Source organism: Ideonella flava, assembly GCF_051857595.1.
Taxonomy (GTDB): domain Bacteria; phylum Pseudomonadota; class Gammaproteobacteria; order Burkholderiales; family Burkholderiaceae_C; genus Ideonella.
In genome coordinates this window covers 465,839-481,268 of sequence record NZ_JBPZHD010000003.1, presented here as the reverse complement: position 1 = coordinate 481,268, position 15,430 = coordinate 465,839, and the positions used below count along the sequence as shown (strand labels likewise).

The following is a 15,430-nucleotide window of genomic DNA, read 5'->3' as shown; positions in this document are numbered from 1 at the left end:
CGTACCCGGTCGGTCGCCAGTCAACTCAGTAGTCACGGTCACCGCCGCCTTCCGGACGCTCGCCTGTGCGATCGCTGCGAAACAGCACATCCGCGACGCCTCAGCCGTTCATTGGCTTTGTCTTCTGTGTGGGAACCGGGGACTGGAGGGCCTGCAGCAGCTGATGCATCGTGATGGCCTGCAGCATCTGCCCCAGCAGGTCGGCCACGCCATTCTCCGCTTCGCTCGCCCCAGCACCATTCACCCCGGGGACTTCACCCCGCGCGGCAGCCTGGAGGTTGCCGATGCCCGACTTCCCATCGGCACCAGCCACGTCGTGCGTCTCGATCGCCTTGAACACTTGCGGGTTGTCCAGCATGAACTTCGCCGCTTCCGCGACCTTGGGCGGCACGTCCTTGCTCGTGGACAGCTCTTGCAACTTGTCCGTCGTCATCAATTGACCTTGCGGCTGCTTGCCCATGTGCTCAGCCAGCACGCCCGCGGCGCTTCGGCCGTCCATCCGCTTGGCCTTCTGCCCGGGGGCCGAAGACGTGAGGCCCTGCAGCAGCTGCTCCATGAAGTCGGCCACGCCATTCCCATTCTTCTGCTTGGGCGCCGAGGACATGAGGGCTTGCAGCAGATGCTGCATCGTGAGGGCCTGCAGCACCTGCCGCAGCATGTCCGTCACACCATCCTTCGCTTCGCTCGCCCCAGCACCCTTCACCCCGGGGACTTCACCCCGCGCGGCCGCCTGGAAGTTGCCGATGGCCGACTTCCCGTCGGCACCCGCCACGTCGTGCGTCTCGATCGCCTGGAACACTTGCGGGTTGTCCAGCATGAACTTCGCCGCTTCCGCGACCTTGGGCGGCACGTCCTTGCTCGTGGACAGCGCGTACAACTTGTCCGGCGTCATCAATTGATCTTGCGGCTGCTTGCTCATGTGCTCAGCCAGCACGCCTGCGGCGCTTCGGCCGTCCATCGGCTTTGCCTGCTGCGCGGGCGCCGGGGACGTCAGGGCCTGCAACAGTTGCTGCATCGTGATGGCCTGCAGCATCTGCCCCAGCAGGTCCGCCACACTATGCTTCACTTCATCCATCGGTTTTGCGTGCTGCGCGAGCGCCGAGGACGTCAGGGCCTGCAGCAGTTGCTGCAATATGTCGGCCACACCATTCTTCGCTTCGCTCGCCCCGGCACCCTTCACCCCGGGGACTTCACCCCGCGCGGCAGCCTGCAGGTTGCCGATGCCCGACTTCCCATCGGCACCCGCCACGTCGTGCGTCTCGATCGCCTGGAACACTTGCGGGTTGTTCAACATGAACTTCGCCGCTTCCGCGACCTTGGGCGGCACGTCCTTGCTCGTGGACAGCGCGTACAACTTGTCCGGCGTCATCAATTGATCTTGCGGCTGCTTGCTCATGTGCTCAGCCAGCACGCCCGCGGCGCTCCGGCCGTCCATCGGCTTTGCCTGCTGCTTGGGCGCCGAAGACGTGAGGGCCTGCAGCAACTGCTGCATGAAGTCGGCCATGCCATTCTTGTGCTTGGGCGCCGAGGACTGGAGGGCCTGCAGCAGATGCTGCATCGTGAGGGCCTGCAGCACCTGCCGCAGCAGGCCCGTCACATCATTCTTCGCTTCGCCCGCCCCAGCACCCTTCACCCCGGGGATTTCACCCCGCGCGGCAGCCTGGAAGTTGCCGATGCCCGACTTCCCATCGGCACCCGCCACGTCGTGTGTCTCGATCGCCTGGAACACTTGCGGGTTGTTCAGCATGAACTTCGCCGCTTCCGCGACCTTGGGCGGCACGTCCTTGCTCGTGGACAGCGCGTACAACTTGTTCGGCGTCATCAATTGATCTTGCGGCTGCTTGCTCATGTGCTCAGCCAGCACGCCCGCGGCGCTTCGGCCATCCATCGGCTTTGCCTGCTGCGCGGGCGCCGAGGACGTCAGGGCCTGCAGCAGTTGCTGCAGTATGTCGGCCACGCCATTCTTCGCTTCGCGCGTCTCAGCACCATTCACGCCAGAGGCTTCACCCCGCGCGGCCGCCTTGGTGTTGCCGATGCCCGGTTTCCCGTCGGCACCCGTCACGTCATGCGTCTCGATCGCCTTGGACACATCCGTGTGCTTCAGCATGAACTTCGCCGCGGCGGAGGTCTCCGGTGCCACGTGGCACCCGGGCCGCATGGCCAGTTGGTAGAGCTCGTCGGCATCCAACGCCTTGACGCCAGTCTGTTCCATGTGATTTGCAAGGGCCGACGTCGCCGCCTGCTCCGTCATGGACGACCGCGCCGAGTCTGGCGTACCACTCTGGAAGCCATTTCGAGCGGCAAAGTCAAAATTGCTCACCCCCGAGATACCGTCTGCGCCGGCCACGTCGCGCGTTTCCACTTGTGCGTACATGTCAGGATTCGAGAGCATGAATTGGGCTGCGTTCGAAACCTCCTGCGAAATGTCTCCAGACGCGTTCCGAGCCAGTTTCGCGAGTTGATTGGGGGTCATGGTGTCGACCCCGTTCTGGTGCATGTACTTTGCCAACACGCCGGCGGAATCCTTCGCTCGAGCTGTCAGCCTTCCTTGCGACGCAAGATCGGTGGTGCCAACGGGTGCGGAAGGCTTGAAGCTATTGACAGAGACGTTCATGAGATGGGCTGTTCCTGACGCGCTCGGAGCGTTGGGTCCGGAAAGTGTGAGTTGGAAGGGAGTCGGTCTGCGTCAGCTTCATGACTCGGGCCGCCACAGAACCTTGCCTATGGTCCGGGCTGCTTGCTTCGCGAGAAACAGCAAGTACGAAGCCGTGCGGGGATCTCCGAAGGGCTCGCCTGTACGGACTGCCTCCATCGCCGCCGCCAACTACTTGGCGATTCGAGCGCAAGCTCGCCGCGTGGCGCGAGGTTTTCGCGAGCGTCTGCCGATCGTTGCCGTTCAATCCTCTCGTGAAAGCGCGTTGCGGTGCGGCGCGAGTCATTGCTCGAGCGACCGTCCCCAGTCTTCAACAGTCACTGATGGACTACCGGTGCCTGGCCCAAGGCTTCTCTCGGCAGCGACAAGCGTTTCGAGCCGGAAGTCGGCGCTGTACTGGGGCCAGTTGCTCGACAGTCCCTTGATTCCAGCCATCTCCCGAAGCGCTGTCGCAGAGTCCAGCAGGAAGCGGCCATACAGCCCAATCACCTCAGCGTAGGCCACCCTCGTCACCGGTGGCCTCGACAGGCCGCTTGCGCCCCGTCACCATCGCCGCGGGCAGGTTCTCGCGCCACAGCCAGCTCATGGCCACGACGGCCGCCACATGCACACAGGCGGCGACGATGAGCGCATCGGCCAGCCAGCCGTGGACGGCCTGCACGCGGTCGTCGCCCCAGAACATGTCGAGCCGGGTCATCCAGCCCGTGACGCCCAGCAGCAGGACGAGCAGCCACAGAAGCCACACCATCCACAGGCCGAGAGGATCATGGCCTCGTGAGCGCGGTGGCCGCCCGTGCCGGAGCAGTCGCAAGTAGGCACGGGTCGACGCGAGGGAGGGCCACAGGTCCTTCAGTCCGCCATGACCCGGGCGCAGCACGGCCCAGGCCAGCCGCGCCACCACCACGCCCACGGCGACGTAGCCCGCCACGCGGTGCACGTAGTCGCCATCGTCTCGCCACCACTCGAACAGAACGAGCGCCGCCAGCGCCCAGTGGCAAAGGCGAACGGCCGCGTCCCACACGGGCACGCGGCCGTTCGCTTCGATCATCGGCAGGCTACTTCTCGATCTCGGACTTCACGACGTCCAGCGTCTTGGTGTCGAAGTAGATCTCGACTTTCTTGCCGTCCTTGTTCTTGCCGTAGATCTCGTAGCAGTGGCCGTCGACCTTGAACTTGTTGATCGTGTAGCCCTGGGCCACGATCTTGGCCTTGGCATCAGCCTCGCTCATCCACTCGGCCTTGGGGTGGGCGGTGCAGTCGGCCTTGGCCGAGGCGGTGATGGGGAGGGCGGCAGCGGCCAGGCTCAAGGCGGCGGCCAGGATAGGGTGCTTCATGGGAGTCCTCAGGCGTCGGGGGAGGAGGCCAGTCTAGCCGCAGGCCTCACCCCGGGATCTCGGGCTCGACGAGCTGGGCCAGCTGCGCCAGCGACTCCTGCCAGCCGAGGTAGCACATCTCCACCGGGATCATTTCCGGCAGCCCCTCCTGCACGATGTCCAGCTCGACGCCGCAGGAGACTTCACGCAGCGTGATCGTCGTGCGCATCTCGCCTTTCAGGTGGGGGTCGTCGAAGGCATCGGTATAGGCGATGCGCTCGTGGGGCACCAGGTCGACGTAGGTGCCGCCGAACGAATGCCCGTTGCCGCTGGAGAAGTTGGTGAACGACATCCTGTAGCTGCCGCCGACCCGGGCTTCCATGTGGTGCACCGTGCAGGTGAAGCCGTAGGGCGGCAGCCACTTGGCCATGGCGGCGGGGTCGAGGAAGGCGCGGTAGACGCGCTCGGGCTTGGAGCGCAGGACGCGGTGCAGGCGGACGGTGCCGGTGGGCATGGTGTTTTCTTTCAGGGGGTGGTAGCGCCGCATCGGCGCGCCTGTCCTGACGACGAACCAGCGGGCCGCCAATCGACATGGCGCCCGGCAATGCTGTCAAACTCGCCGACATCTTCATCGCCCCGGGGCGCCGCTGATGCCGTTCGTCACCCCGCGTACGCTGCAACGCCACTACGACGTGATCGTGGTCGGCTCCGGTGCCGCCGGCGGCCAGACGGCCTACACGCTGGCGATGGAGGGCGTGAAGGTGCTCATGCTGGAGGCCGGCCGGGCCTACGACTTCCGCACCGAGACGCCGATGTTCCAGACCTACGCCAGCGCTCCCCTGCGCGGCGCGGACACGCCGGACAAGCCCTTCGGCTTCTACGACGCCACCATCGACGGCGGCTGGACCGTGCCGGGGGAGCCCTACACCAACGCCTCGGCCGAAGAAGGCCGTCAGTTCGAATGGTGGCGTGCGCGCATGCTGGGCGGCCGCACCAACCACTGGGGCCGAATCGCGCTGCGCAACGGCCCCTACGACTTCAAGCCCTTCTCGCGCGACGGCCTGGGCTTCGACTGGCCGATAGGCTACGAGGACCTCGCGCCCTGGTACGACAAGGTCGAGATGCTGATCGGCGTGTACGGCTCGAACGAAGGCCTGGAGAACACGCCCGATTCGCCCGAGGGCTGCCTGCTGCCGCCGCCCGCCGCGAGGGTGGGCGAGCGCCTGCTGGCCAGTCACGGTGCGAAGCTGGGCATCCCCGTCGTGCCCATCCACCGCGCGGTGCTCACTCGGGCGCTGGACCACGTCAACATCCCGGCGAAGCTGCATCCCGGCAACCCGCGCGCGCAGCGCATCCTCGCCCAGGCGATGCGCGAGCGCGCGGCCTGCTTCTGGGCCACGCCCTGCAGCCGCGGCTGCTCGATAGCGGCCAACTACCAGAGCCCGTCCGTCCACCTGCCGCCCGCACTCGCCACGGGCCAGCTCGACATCCTCTGCAATGCCCACGCCTACGAGGTGACGCTGGACAAGCGCGGCCGCGCCTCGGGCGTGCGCTTCGTCGACAAGACCGGCGGCCGGCACCTCGCGGCGCATGCTCGCGTGGTGGTCCTCGCGGCCAGCGCCTGCGAGTCGGTGCGCATCCTGTTGAACTCGAAGTCCGCGCACCATCCCGACGGCCTGGCCAACTCCAGCGGCCGCGTCGGGCGTTTCATCATGGACACGGTGGGCAGCGACCTCGTCGGCCAGGTACCGTGGCTCGAGGCACTGCCGCCGCACAACGAGGATGGCGCCGGCGGCGCCCACGTCTACACGCCGTGGTGGCTGTATGGCAAGCAAGGGGCACGCTGGGCCGAGGGCGGCCTGGGCTTCGCGCGGGGCTATCACATCGAGATCGGCGTCGGCCGCCGCATGCCTGGCCCGGGTCTCGCGAACGGGCTGGAATGGCTCACGCAAGGCAGCTACGGCACGCGCTTCAAGCAGGATGTGCGGCGCTACTACGGCTCTTTCGTTTACCTGGCGGGCCGCGGCGAGATGATCCCCAACGAGCATTCCCGCTGCGAGCTGGACCCGAAGGCGAAGGATCGCTTCGACATCCCGGTGCTGCGCTTCCACTGGCAATGGTCGGAGCATGAGACGAGGCAGGCGGCGCACATGCAGCGCACCTTCGCCGAGCTGATCGCCGACATGGGCGGGCGACTGAAGGAAGGGCCCGAGCTCGACGGCGCCAAGGCCATCGCGCCCGGCGGCTCGATCATCCACGAGGTGGGGGGCGCGATGATGGGCCGCGACCGCGGGACCTCGGTCACCGATGCCTGGTGCCGCACCTGGGACGTCGACAACCTCTACCTCACCGACGGCGCGCCCTTCTGCTCCAACGCCGACAAGAACCCCACCCTCACCATCATGGCGCTGGCCTGGCGCGCGGCCGACCGGATCGTCGAGCGCCTGAAGCGCAAGGAGCTGTGAAGCCATGGACAGACGAGAGTCGATGCAATGGATGCTGGCCGCGGCGGCGGCCGGGGGGCCGGCGTGGACCTCGGCCGCGGTGGGGCCGACCAGAACCCGCCGCGATGCACACGCCGGCATCGGCACGGACCCGGACCTGGTGAAGACCTACCGCGCCGGCGAGCTCTGGCCCCTGACCTTCACTGCCGTCGAGCGCCGCTGCGCCGCCGCCCTGTGCGCCCTCATCATTCCGGCCGACGAACGCTCGCCAAGTGCGGCCGACCTGCAGGTGCACGTCTTCATCGACGAGTGGGTCAGCGCGCCGTACCCGCGGCACGTGAAGGACAAGGCGATGATCCGCCAGGGCCTGGCCTGGCTGGATGGCGAGAGCCGCCGCCGCTTCGAGCACGACTTTGCAGGCGCGAGCGTGGAGCAGCAGCGCGCGATCTGCGACGAGATCTGCTGGGCCGAGAAGGCGGCGCCCGAGCGGGCGGCCCAGGCGACCTTCTTCGCCCGCTTTCGCGACCTGACCGGCGGCGGCTTCTACACCACGCCGGCCGGCATGGCCGACCTGGGCTTCGCCGGCAACGTGCCGCTGGAGCGCTTCGACGGCCCGCCGGCGGAGGTGATCCGCTTGGTGGGCCTCGCCTGACTTCGAGGACCTCGATGAACCGTCGCCTGCTGCTTCTTTCCTTGCTGCCCGCCGCCACCGCCTTCGGAGCCGATCCCATGCCCGCTGATGCGCCCAACACCCTGACCGCGGCCGAGCGGGCCGCCGGCTGGCAACTGCTTTTCGATGGCCGCTCGCTCGATGGCTGGCGGGCCAGCGATGCGCCGGGCAGCTTCAGCGTCAAGGACGGGATGATCGTCGTGCGCGGCCCCCGCTCGCACCTGTTCTACGTCGGACCGGTGGCGAACCACGACTTCCGCAACTTCGAGCTGAAGCTCGACGTGATGACCTTCCCGCAGGCCAACTCGGGCGTGTATTTCCACACCCGCTGGCAGGAGGTGGGCTGGCCGAGCGTGGGCTACGAGGTGCAGGTCAACAACTCGCACTCCGACACCAGCCGAACCGGCGGGCTTTGGGGCATCAAGGACTTCGAGCCGGTGGTGGTGCCTGACGGCCGCTGGTTCACGCTCACCACCCGCGTAGAGGGCAAGCACGTCGTCACGCTGATCGACGGCAAGACCATCGTCGACTACACCGAGGAGCCGAATCCGCCGCGCCCCAAGGGCCTGGAGCAGCGCCTCATCGGCAGCGGCACTTTCGCGCTGCAGGGCCACGACCCCGGCAGCGAGGTGCATTACCGCAACATCAAGGTGCGGCTGCTGCCCTGAGGGCGCTGACCATGGCCGTGCCGATCGAACTCGAAACCCCTCGGCTCAGGCTGCGCCTGTGGCGCGAAGCCGACCGCAAGCCCTTCGCCGCCCTGAACCAGGACCCGCGGGTGATGGAGCACTTTCCCGGCCTCATCCCGCCGGAGCGCAGCGAAGCCTCGATCGACGCATGCATCGCCGGCTTCGCCGAGCGCGGCTGGAGCAACTGGGCGCTGGAGCGTCGCGACACGGGCGAGTTCATCGGCTTCACCGGCCTGAGCATCCCGCGGGCCGACCTGCCTTTCTCGCCCTGCGTCGAGATCGGCTGGCGGCTGGCCCATGCGCACTGGGGCTTGGGCTTCGCGACCGAAGCGGCGCGCGCCGCGCTGGCCGCCGGCTTCGAGCGCATCGGGCTGGACGAGATCGTCTCGATGACCGCGCTGACCAACCTGCGCTCGCAGGCGGTGATGCGGCGCATCGGCCTGGCCGAAACCGGCTTCACCTTCGACCACCCCGGCGTGCCCGAGGGCCACCCGGTGCGGCCTCACTGCCTGTTCAAGCTCGGAGCCCTGGCCTGGCGAGCCTCGTCGGCTCGCTGAGATCCCCAGGCACGGCAGGCGCCGCGGCGTGACCTCATGCACGCCATCGACACGGGGTGCTTCGCGAGACTGGCGGATCGGCGATCCGGTGACTAGCATCTCGCAGCGCTCATCCGGCACCAGGAAGACCCATGCAGTCCCCCCGTCTCATCGCTTGTGCTGCCGGCTTGTTGGCTGGCTTGTCCACCGCGCCTGCCACGTGGGCGACCGCCATCCCCCGCACCCACGCCGAGGCCGCCTCGGCTTGCTGGCAGCGCCTGTCGCACGGGCAGGCTGCCGGCGCCCGATCGGCCTGCGAGGCCGCGCTGCAGCTGGGCGCCGGCGAGCCGGCCGACGTGGTCCGCCTCGGGCACGCCCTGTGGATGGCGGGCGAGCGGGAGGCCGCCCTGGTGCACTACCGCGCCGTGCTGGCGACAGGGCTCGATGGGCCCGCCTGGCGCGCCGGGCCCATGCGCGAGTTGAACAGCCTCATCGCCCGCGGGGGCGCCGCCGCGGCGGCCTGGCGCGAGGCACTTGCCTGGCTGGACGCGAGCTGGCGCGCGCTCGCCGGCGCGCGGGCCGACCTGGCCGCTGCCGCGCAGCTCGCCCATGACAAACGACTGGATGCTGCGCTGCCGCTGGCGCAACGCGCGTTCGAAGCGGTCGACCCGGTGGTGGCGCTGGATGCGCCGGCCCGCATGGCGTCGGTCGAGCAGCTCGTGTCCCTGCAGGAGCAGACCTTCCGCTACGACGAGATGCTGGCCTTCTCGCGCGCGCAGCTGGCCCGTGTGGCGGCCGCGGGCGACCGCGATGCGGACCTGAAGGACCTGTACGTCGGTGCCGAGGCGGTCGCGCTCGGCGGCCTGGGCCGCCACGCGGAGTCGGCCGAGGCCTGGCAGCGGGCCATCGAGACCGCCGAGCGGATCGACGGCGCCCAGGGTGCAGGGCTCGTCGGCCTGCTCAATGCCAGGGCGGATGCCCTGCTCGAAGCTGGCCAGGCCGAGGCGGCTTCGGCCGTGCTCGTGCGCGCCGCCGGCCTGCTGGGCCCGAAGGCGACGGTCCGCGTCGCCGCCGAGACCTTCGGCCTGCTCGCCCGCTGCTACCGGCTGCGGAGCCAGCCCGACGATGCCCTGCGGGCTGCAGGCAATGCCTTGCAGCTGGCCAACCACATCGCTCGCGACGAGCCGGCCGCGCCGGTATTGGCGCTGGCGGAGCTGGCCGACGTGCAGGCCGCGCAGGAGCACTACGCCGAGGCCATCTCCCTGAATCGGCAGGCCCTCGCGCTGGCCGAGAGCACGCTGGGGCCGGACCATCCCGTCACCACCCGACGCATGGAGCGCTTCGCCCTGGCCCTGGCGGCCGGTGGCCAGCCGGTCGGTGCGATGCAGTGGCTGCAACGTTCGCTCGAACTGGCGGAGCGAACGCTGGGCCCGCGGCATCCCGAGACCGTGTCGCGACGCGAGCGGCTGGCGCAGTGGTCGGGTTCGGCCGAAGAGCCGGCCGCCGACCTGCCGCACGAGAAGGCCTCCTGAGTCGCCGGGTGCCCTCAACGCCGCCCGAACATCATCTGCCGCGCCAGCGCCGACTTGACCGGCGGCATCGCCTGCAGCGCGGCAATCCCCAGGCCCCTCAGCGCGGCCAGGCCGGGCAGCTGCCAGGTGAAGCTGCGGGCGAGGAAGTCGGTCGCGGCGATCATGCTCCAGCGGTCGGGGGCGCGTGACCATTCGACCCGACGCAGCGCGGCGTCGAGCGAGGGGGCCCCGCTCAGGCCGCTGACCAGCGTGAAGGCATCGCGCAGCCCCAGGTTCAGGCCCTGGCCGGCGACCGGGTGCAAGGTCTGCGCGGCATTGCCGATGCGCACCTGACGGCCTTGCACGAGCGTGCGTTCGGCATTCAGGCCCAGCGTGAAGCGCTTCAACGGGCCGAGCGCCCGCAGCCGGCCCGCGCCCTCGGGCAGCAGGGTCGAAAGCACGACGCCGCGCTGGTGATCGTCCAGCGGAGCGACCGGATCGTCGTCGCTCGGCACGCACCAGACCAGCGCGGCGCGGCGCAGGTTCGGAGCGTCGGCGGCCTCGCGCGGCAGCGGCAGCAGGGCCACAGGGCCATGGCGCGTGAAGCGCTCGTAGGCCGTGCCGGGCGGGTCGTCGGTGGGGCGGCCGCTGACCTCGAGTTCGACGCTGCCGACCCAGGCGGTCTGGCGGTAATCGCGGGCCAGGCTCTTGCGCGGCTGGTCGGCGAACACGCCGCCTTCGGCGATCACCGCCAGGTCGAAAGGCTCGGCGATGCCGGCATCCACCTCGACCGCGCCGCCGGCCATGGGCTTGACGGCGGCCACCGGCGTGCCCAGGCGAAGCTGGCAGCGCGAGGGCGCGGCCTCGCACTCCTGCATCCAGGCCTGCTGCAAGGGCGCCACGACCTGCCCGTAGCGCAGCACCGCTCCCAGCTGCGGCACGCCTTCGTCGAGCGCGCGGATCGTGAGCTCCGGCCGGATGGGCACGCCGGTGAGCGTCGGCGGCGCCTGCGAGACGTGCACCTGCACGATCGGCTGTGCCTGCGCCGCGGGCCACGCCTGCAGCCGCTGCAGGAGCTGGATGCTTCCCAGGCTGAGCGCGAGCGTGCGCGGGTCGGCCGACACGTCCAGCGAGGGCGGCCGGGCGTCGAACACGGTGATCGACGCTTCGGGCCACAGGCGCGCGGCGAACAGCGCCAGCGTCAGGCCGACGGGGCCGGCGCCGATGACCGCCAGCCGCGTGGCGGCAGGGGCTGGCAGCGGTGCGCCGTGGTCGACGGAAAGGGGGGCGGGATCAGCGGCGGCAGCGTTGTCCGGCATGGGGTCTCCCAGGCAAATCAGGCACCAGGCGGGCGCGTATTATTGGCCGCGCCGGCAGCGAGCCGGCGTTTCGCCGGAGCCTCGTCACCATGGGCCTGATGGATTTCATCAAGAAACAGTTCATCGACATCCTCGAGTGGACCGAGAGCGGCGACGGCACGCTGGCCTGGCGCTACCCGATGGCCGGCAACGAGATCCAGTACGGCGGCTCGCTCACCGTGCGCGAGAGCCAGATGGCGGTCTTCGTCAACGAGGGCAAGGTGGCCGACGTCTTCGGCCCCGGCATGTACAAGCTGACGACGCAGACGCTACCGGTGCTCACCTACCTGAAGAACTGGGACAAGCTGTTCCAGAGCCCGTTCAAGAGCGACGTCTACTTCTTCAGCACCCGCCAGCAGGTCGACCAGCGCTGGGGCACCGCGCAGCCGGTGACCATCCGCGACAAGGATTTCGGCGCGGTGCGCGTGCGGGCCTTCGGCAACTACAGCTACCGCGTCGCCGACCCGAAGCTGTTCTACACCGAGATCTCGGGCACGCGCGAGCGCTACACCGTCGAGGATCTCGACGGCCAGCTGCGCGGGCTGATGCTGCAGCACATCAGCGATGCGGTGGCCGCCAGCGGCATCCCCTTCCTGGATCTCGCGGCCAACCAGGTCGAATTCGCCAAGCAGCTGCAGGTCGCCACGGCGCCGGCCTTCGAGGCCATAGGCCTGAAGCTGGAGGGCGTGCAGTTGCAAAGCGTGTCGCTGCCCGAGGAGCTGCAGAAGATCCTCGACCAGAAGATCGGCATGGGCATGGTGGGCTCCAACATGGGCCAGTTCATGCAGTACCAGACGGCGCAGGCCATCCCCAACCTGGCCCAGGCGGCCGGGCAGGGCGGCGGCGGCATCGCGGGCGATGCGATGGGCCTGGGCGCCGGCGTCGCGCTGGGCCAGATGATGGCCAACCAGCTGGGCCAGGGCCTGAACGCCGGGGCCGCGCAGATGCCCCCGCCGGGCGGCGCACCGGCGGCCGTGCCGCTGAGGCCCGACGAGGTGATGGCGACCATCGAGAAGCTCGCCGACCTGAAGGCCAAGGGCATCCTCACCGACGACGAATTCAGCGCGAAGAAGGCCGAGCTGCTGAAGAAGCTCACCTAGCCCGCACGCGCTGAATCTTGGCGAACGAGCCACCAAACTCCGGCCCGCCGCCGCGCGCGCAGCGGGCCTGGCGGGCCGCGTGCCCGGGTTGCGGCGCGCCGGTCGAGTTCGCCTCCGCCGCGTCGGCCAGCGCGGTGTGCTCGTTCTGCCGCTCGACCGTCGTGCGCGACGGCGAGGCGCTGCGCCGCATCGGCGTCTCGGCCGAACTCTTCGACGATCACTCGCCCCTGCAGCTCGGCGTGCGCGGGCGCCACCAGGGCGTCTCGTTCACCGTCGTCGGCCGGCTGCAGTACGCCTACGCCGACGGCACCTGGAACGAGTGGCACCTCCTGTTCGACGCGGCCGGGGCCGACGGTACGCCGCGCTCGGGCTGGCTCAGCGAAGACAACGGCGCCTACGTGCTGGCCTTCGACATCGTGCCGGCGCCGCCCGAGCTGCCGCTGGCCGATGAGCTGTATGCCGGCGAGCGCCGCCTGGTGGCGGGCAGCGCCTGGAGCGTCGCCTCGGTCGTTCGCGCGAAGCTGCTGGCGGCCGAAGGCGAGCTGCCGCGGCCGCCGAAGCTCGAGGGCGAGTTCGTCGTCGCCGACCTGCGCAGCACCGGCGGCGAGGTCGGCACGCTGGACTACGCCGATCCCGCGCACACGGGCTGGTCGGTCGGCCGCTCCGTCGCGCTCGCCGAGCTGAGCCTGAGCGGCCTGCGGGAGACGAGCGAGAAGACGCTGTCCGGACGCTCGGTTCCCTGCCCGAGTTGCGGCGCCGCGCTCGCGCCCACGCTGGCCACCACCCAGTCGATGAGCTGCCCGCAGTGCCGCGCGGTGGTCGATCTCTCGCAGGGCGTGGGCGGCGATCTCGCGCACTACGCGCAGAACAACTCCGGCCCCGGCGGCCTGCAGCCGCAGATCCCGCTGGGCTCGACCGGGCGGCTGTCGCTGGGCGCCGAAGGGCCGCTGGACTGGACGGTCGTCGGCTACATGGAGCGCTGCGACCTGCCGGGCGCCGGTGACGACGACGAGCAGACCTTCTGGCGCGAGTACCTGCTCTACCACCGCACGGCGGGCTTCGCCTTCCTGGTCGATGCCGAGGACGGCTGGAGCTGGGTGCGGCCCATGACCGGCGCGCCGCTGGTGACCGGGCGCGGCGCCCAGGTCGGCGAAACCTCGTTCACCGAACGTTGGCGTTATGCCGCCAAGGTGACCTGGGTGCAGGGAGAGTTCTACTGGCGCGTGCGGCGCGAGGAGCAGGCCCAGGTCACCGACTATGACGGGCCACGGGGCGCGAAGCTCGCGCGCGAGTCCACCGCAGGCGAGGTGGTCTGGTCGCTCGGCCAGGCGATGGACGCGGCGACCGTGGCCAGCGCCTTCCGCATCGCCCCCGGGAAGCAGGCCGGGTTCTCGCGCGATGCCGGGCCCTTGTCCGGTCTGGGCACGGCCAGGTCGGGCGGCAGCGGCCTCAGCCAGGGCGTGATCATCCTCGTCGTCGTGATCGTGGTCATCGTGCTGATGTCGCGCTGCACCGGCGACGACTGCGACGAGGTCAAGGCCAGCTTCGGCGAATCCAGCAACGAGTATCAACAGTGCCGACGCAACCATGCCTCCGGAGGCTTCCGCTCGAGCGGCGGCTCCTTCGGCGGCTTCTCGAGTGGTGGCGGTGGCCACAAGTAAGGAGCAAGCAAATGATGGGTATCGAGTGGCTGAAGCCGGCCGTGTTCTTCGGCTCGATGCTGTTCGCGCTGATAGGCGTGGCGATCTTCTGGATCTGCTTCGTCATCGTCGACAAGATCACGCCCTACGACCTGTGGGACGAGATCGTCGGCAAGCGCAACATGGCCCTGGCCATCGTGGTCGCCTCGATGTGCCTGTCGATCGGGTTGATCGTCGCCGCAGCTATCCACGGCTAGCCGTGGATAGCTGCGTGCGCAGCCGTCCATGGGCTCCCCCGGGCCCCCTCCGAGAGTGGGCTCCAGCATGCAGTGGGCTCCCACCAGCCTCCCTCCAAGAGGGAGGCACTGGCATGAATGACGAAGGGGCCGTGCCCTTGGTCGGTCTTGCTGGAACCCTCCTCTTGGAGGAGGGCCCGGGAGGTGCTGTCGAACTGGCTGGAGCCCCCGCTTGGAGGGGGCTCGGGGGAGCCGAACGTTCGCCAAAGGCGCGTATTGAGCGAGGGCAGACCCCTCGCTCAATACGCGCCGCGCCGTGGATCTTCGCAGGTGGCGTCCTGGGCCTTCCAGTGCGGCAGGACGGCGGCGGGCAGGGCGCCGCGGGCGTGCCACGTGGTGCCGGGGCGCAGGCGGTCGAGCCAGCCGTCGTCGTGCGCGGCGGCGGTGCCGCTGCCGGCCCAGAGCTCGACGCGCATCGTCGGGTGCCGCGCCTGCGCCCGTTTGTGGAAGCCGAAGGTGTCGGCCACGATCAAGGTGTTGGCCGGGACGATCAGCCGGGCCGGCAGGCCCAGGTCCATGGACGCGAGCTCGGACTTGTCGACCCGGCGAGGATCAGGAGGCAGGCCGTTGGGCTTGGGCGCCTGGCCGTTGCCCGGAGGGTGCGCGGCGTGCTCCTGGGCCTGCCGCAGCTCCCAGGCCAGCCGCGCCGGCGTCAGCCGATGCGAGCCGGGCACGTAGCACAGCGGTGCGTCGTCGTCCCCGACCTCGTTGAGAAAGTACCAGGCCTTCATCGTCGGCGCGAAGGCATCGCTGTGCAGCAGGGTCTGCGGGTCGCGCACGCCCAGCCGCGTGTGCGTGACGACGGTCTGTACATAGGCCTGCGGCGCGCGCCGACTGGCCGCGACGTAGCGAGTGAGGCCGTTCCACAGCCGGCCCTGCAGCAGGGCGGCCAGGCTGGGTGCGGCGGCGAGGAAGGCTTCGTCGACCGGGATGTGGCGGGTGACCGTGTCGCCCATCAGCATCTCGCGCGCCGTTCCGCGCCGCGACTGGACCTGCTGACTGAGCGACTCGAACTGGTCGGGCGGCAGCACCTGGCGCTTGACCACGAAACCGTTGCGGGCGAAGGTGGCCGAGTCCACGCCATCCAGCCAGTGCAGCAGCTGCTCGCGCCGGCGCCGGGCCAGCTCGTGCGCGCGCTCTATGCGCCAGCGCAGCCATGCGTCATGCCACCCCGCGGACGCGTGGGCCGGCTGGGGCGGGACCAAGCGCTGCGCCATGGG

Annotated in this window: 14 protein-coding genes; 8 read left to right on the top strand and 6 right to left on the bottom strand. The window is 69.6% G+C overall.

The window, feature by feature from the left end; genetic code table 11:
• Positions 1–100 precede the first annotated feature (100 nt).
• The 4 genes from ACS5PM_RS08885 to ACS5PM_RS08870 all read right to left on the bottom strand — a co-directional run bounded on the left by ACS5PM_RS08885 (position 101) and on the right by ACS5PM_RS08870 (position 4,480).
• The gene (locus ACS5PM_RS08885) at positions 101–2,614 is read right to left on the bottom strand and encodes a hypothetical protein (RefSeq protein WP_439387241.1); all 2,514 of its coding nucleotides are present in this window, start codon (positions 2,612–2,614) and stop codon (positions 101–103) included.
• A 529-nt stretch (positions 2,615–3,143) separates the two neighbouring features.
• Positions 3,144–3,701 carry a cytochrome b/b6 domain-containing protein gene (locus ACS5PM_RS08880; RefSeq protein WP_439387240.1) on the bottom strand — a complete coding sequence of 186 codons (558 nt, stop codon included), beginning with the start codon at positions 3,699–3,701 and terminating at the stop codon, positions 3,144–3,146.
• Between the two features lie 7 nt (positions 3,702–3,708).
• The gene (locus ACS5PM_RS08875; RefSeq protein WP_439387239.1) at positions 3,709–3,987 is read right to left on the bottom strand and encodes a PepSY domain-containing protein; all 279 of its coding nucleotides are present in this window, start codon (positions 3,985–3,987) and stop codon (positions 3,709–3,711) included.
• Positions 3,988–4,033: 46 nt separating this feature from the next.
• Positions 4,034–4,480: an SRPBCC family protein gene (locus tag ACS5PM_RS08870; RefSeq protein ID WP_439387238.1), complete on the bottom strand. Its 447-nt coding sequence runs from the start codon at positions 4,478–4,480 to the stop codon at positions 4,034–4,036.
• 136 nt (positions 4,481–4,616) lie between these two features.
• Here ACS5PM_RS08870 and ACS5PM_RS08865 point away from each other — a divergent pair, with 136 nt between their 5' ends.
• The 5 genes from ACS5PM_RS08865 to ACS5PM_RS08845 all read left to right on the top strand — a co-directional run bounded on the left by ACS5PM_RS08865 (position 4,617) and on the right by ACS5PM_RS08845 (position 9,837).
• The gene (locus ACS5PM_RS08865; protein WP_439387237.1) at positions 4,617–6,431 is read left to right on the top strand and encodes a GMC family oxidoreductase; all 1,815 of its coding nucleotides are present in this window, start codon (positions 4,617–4,619) and stop codon (positions 6,429–6,431) included.
• A gap of 4 nt (positions 6,432–6,435) precedes the next feature.
• Entirely contained in the window at positions 6,436–7,062 is a 627-nt protein-coding gene (locus tag ACS5PM_RS08860) for a gluconate 2-dehydrogenase subunit 3 family protein (RefSeq protein ID WP_439387236.1), read from the top strand.
• A gap of 14 nt (positions 7,063–7,076) precedes the next feature.
• Positions 7,077–7,748 (top strand): 3-keto-disaccharide hydrolase, encoded by a 672-nt coding sequence (locus ACS5PM_RS08855; RefSeq protein ID WP_439387235.1) that lies wholly within the window; start codon positions 7,077–7,079, stop codon positions 7,746–7,748.
• 11 nt (positions 7,749–7,759) lie between these two features.
• Positions 7,760–8,326, top strand: a complete 567-nt coding sequence (locus tag ACS5PM_RS08850; RefSeq protein WP_439387234.1) for a GNAT family N-acetyltransferase — start codon at positions 7,760–7,762, stop codon at positions 8,324–8,326.
• Positions 8,327–8,457: 131 nt separating this feature from the next.
• On the top strand, positions 8,458–9,837 hold the full coding sequence (locus ACS5PM_RS08845; protein WP_439387233.1) for a tetratricopeptide repeat protein: 1,380 nt from the start codon (positions 8,458–8,460) through the stop codon (positions 9,835–9,837).
• Between the two features lie 14 nt (positions 9,838–9,851).
• Here ACS5PM_RS08845 and ACS5PM_RS08840 read toward each other — a convergent pair whose 3' ends face one another.
• The gene (locus ACS5PM_RS08840; RefSeq protein WP_439387232.1) at positions 9,852–11,135 is read right to left on the bottom strand and encodes an FAD-dependent monooxygenase; all 1,284 of its coding nucleotides are present in this window, start codon (positions 11,133–11,135) and stop codon (positions 9,852–9,854) included.
• An 89-nt stretch (positions 11,136–11,224) separates the two neighbouring features.
• On the opposite strand from ACS5PM_RS08840, the gene ACS5PM_RS08835 reads away from it, so the two are divergent.
• The 3 genes from ACS5PM_RS08835 to ACS5PM_RS08825 are packed head-to-tail and all read left to right on the top strand — an operon-like array spanning position 11,225 to position 14,171.
• Positions 11,225–12,274: an SPFH domain-containing protein gene (locus ACS5PM_RS08835; protein ID WP_439387231.1), complete on the top strand. Its 1,050-nt coding sequence runs from the start codon at positions 11,225–11,227 to the stop codon at positions 12,272–12,274.
• A gap of 17 nt (positions 12,275–12,291) precedes the next feature.
• A complete protein-coding gene (locus tag ACS5PM_RS08830) occupies positions 12,292–13,935 on the top strand; it encodes a DUF4178 domain-containing protein (RefSeq protein WP_439387230.1) in 1,644 nt (547 codons plus the stop codon).
• 11 nt (positions 13,936–13,946) lie between these two features.
• Positions 13,947–14,171, top strand: a complete 225-nt coding sequence (locus ACS5PM_RS08825) for a DUF350 domain-containing protein (protein WP_439387229.1) — start codon at positions 13,947–13,949, stop codon at positions 14,169–14,171.
• 278 nt (positions 14,172–14,449) lie between these two features.
• Here ACS5PM_RS08825 and ACS5PM_RS08820 read toward each other — a convergent pair whose 3' ends face one another.
• Positions 14,450–15,427 (bottom strand): phytanoyl-CoA dioxygenase family protein, encoded by a 978-nt coding sequence (locus ACS5PM_RS08820; RefSeq protein WP_439387228.1) that lies wholly within the window; start codon positions 15,425–15,427, stop codon positions 14,450–14,452.
• Positions 15,428–15,430: the final 3 nt, after the last annotated feature.

What these genes read in the sequence shown, in the direction of transcription:
- ACS5PM_RS08885 (WP_439387241.1), bottom strand. Translation starts at nt 2,614, where the DNA reads ATGAACGTCTCTGTCAATAGCTTCAAGCCTTCCGCACCCGTTGGCACC.
- ACS5PM_RS08880 (WP_439387240.1), bottom strand. Translation starts at nt 3,701, where the DNA reads ATGATCGAAGCGAACGGCCGCGTGCCCGTGTGGGACGCGGCCGTTCGC.
- ACS5PM_RS08875 (WP_439387239.1), bottom strand. Translation starts at nt 3,987, where the DNA reads ATGAAGCACCCTATCCTGGCCGCCGCCTTGAGCCTGGCCGCTGCCGCC.
- ACS5PM_RS08870 (WP_439387238.1), bottom strand. Translation starts at nt 4,480, where the DNA reads ATGCCCACCGGCACCGTCCGCCTGCACCGCGTCCTGCGCTCCAAGCCC.
- ACS5PM_RS08865 (WP_439387237.1), top strand. Translation starts at nt 4,617, where the DNA reads ATGCCGTTCGTCACCCCGCGTACGCTGCAACGCCACTACGACGTGATC.
- ACS5PM_RS08860 (WP_439387236.1), top strand. Translation starts at nt 6,436, where the DNA reads ATGGACAGACGAGAGTCGATGCAATGGATGCTGGCCGCGGCGGCGGCC.
- ACS5PM_RS08855 (WP_439387235.1), top strand. Translation starts at nt 7,077, where the DNA reads ATGAACCGTCGCCTGCTGCTTCTTTCCTTGCTGCCCGCCGCCACCGCC.
- ACS5PM_RS08850 (WP_439387234.1), top strand. Translation starts at nt 7,760, where the DNA reads ATGGCCGTGCCGATCGAACTCGAAACCCCTCGGCTCAGGCTGCGCCTG.
- ACS5PM_RS08845 (WP_439387233.1), top strand. Translation starts at nt 8,458, where the DNA reads ATGCAGTCCCCCCGTCTCATCGCTTGTGCTGCCGGCTTGTTGGCTGGC.
- ACS5PM_RS08840 (WP_439387232.1), bottom strand. Translation starts at nt 11,135, where the DNA reads ATGCCGGACAACGCTGCCGCCGCTGATCCCGCCCCCCTTTCCGTCGAC.
- ACS5PM_RS08835 (WP_439387231.1), top strand. Translation starts at nt 11,225, where the DNA reads ATGGGCCTGATGGATTTCATCAAGAAACAGTTCATCGACATCCTCGAG.
- ACS5PM_RS08825 (WP_439387229.1), top strand. Translation starts at nt 13,947, where the DNA reads ATGATGGGTATCGAGTGGCTGAAGCCGGCCGTGTTCTTCGGCTCGATG.
- ACS5PM_RS08820 (WP_439387228.1), bottom strand. Translation starts at nt 15,427, where the DNA reads ATGGCGCAGCGCTTGGTCCCGCCCCAGCCGGCCCACGCGTCCGCGGGG.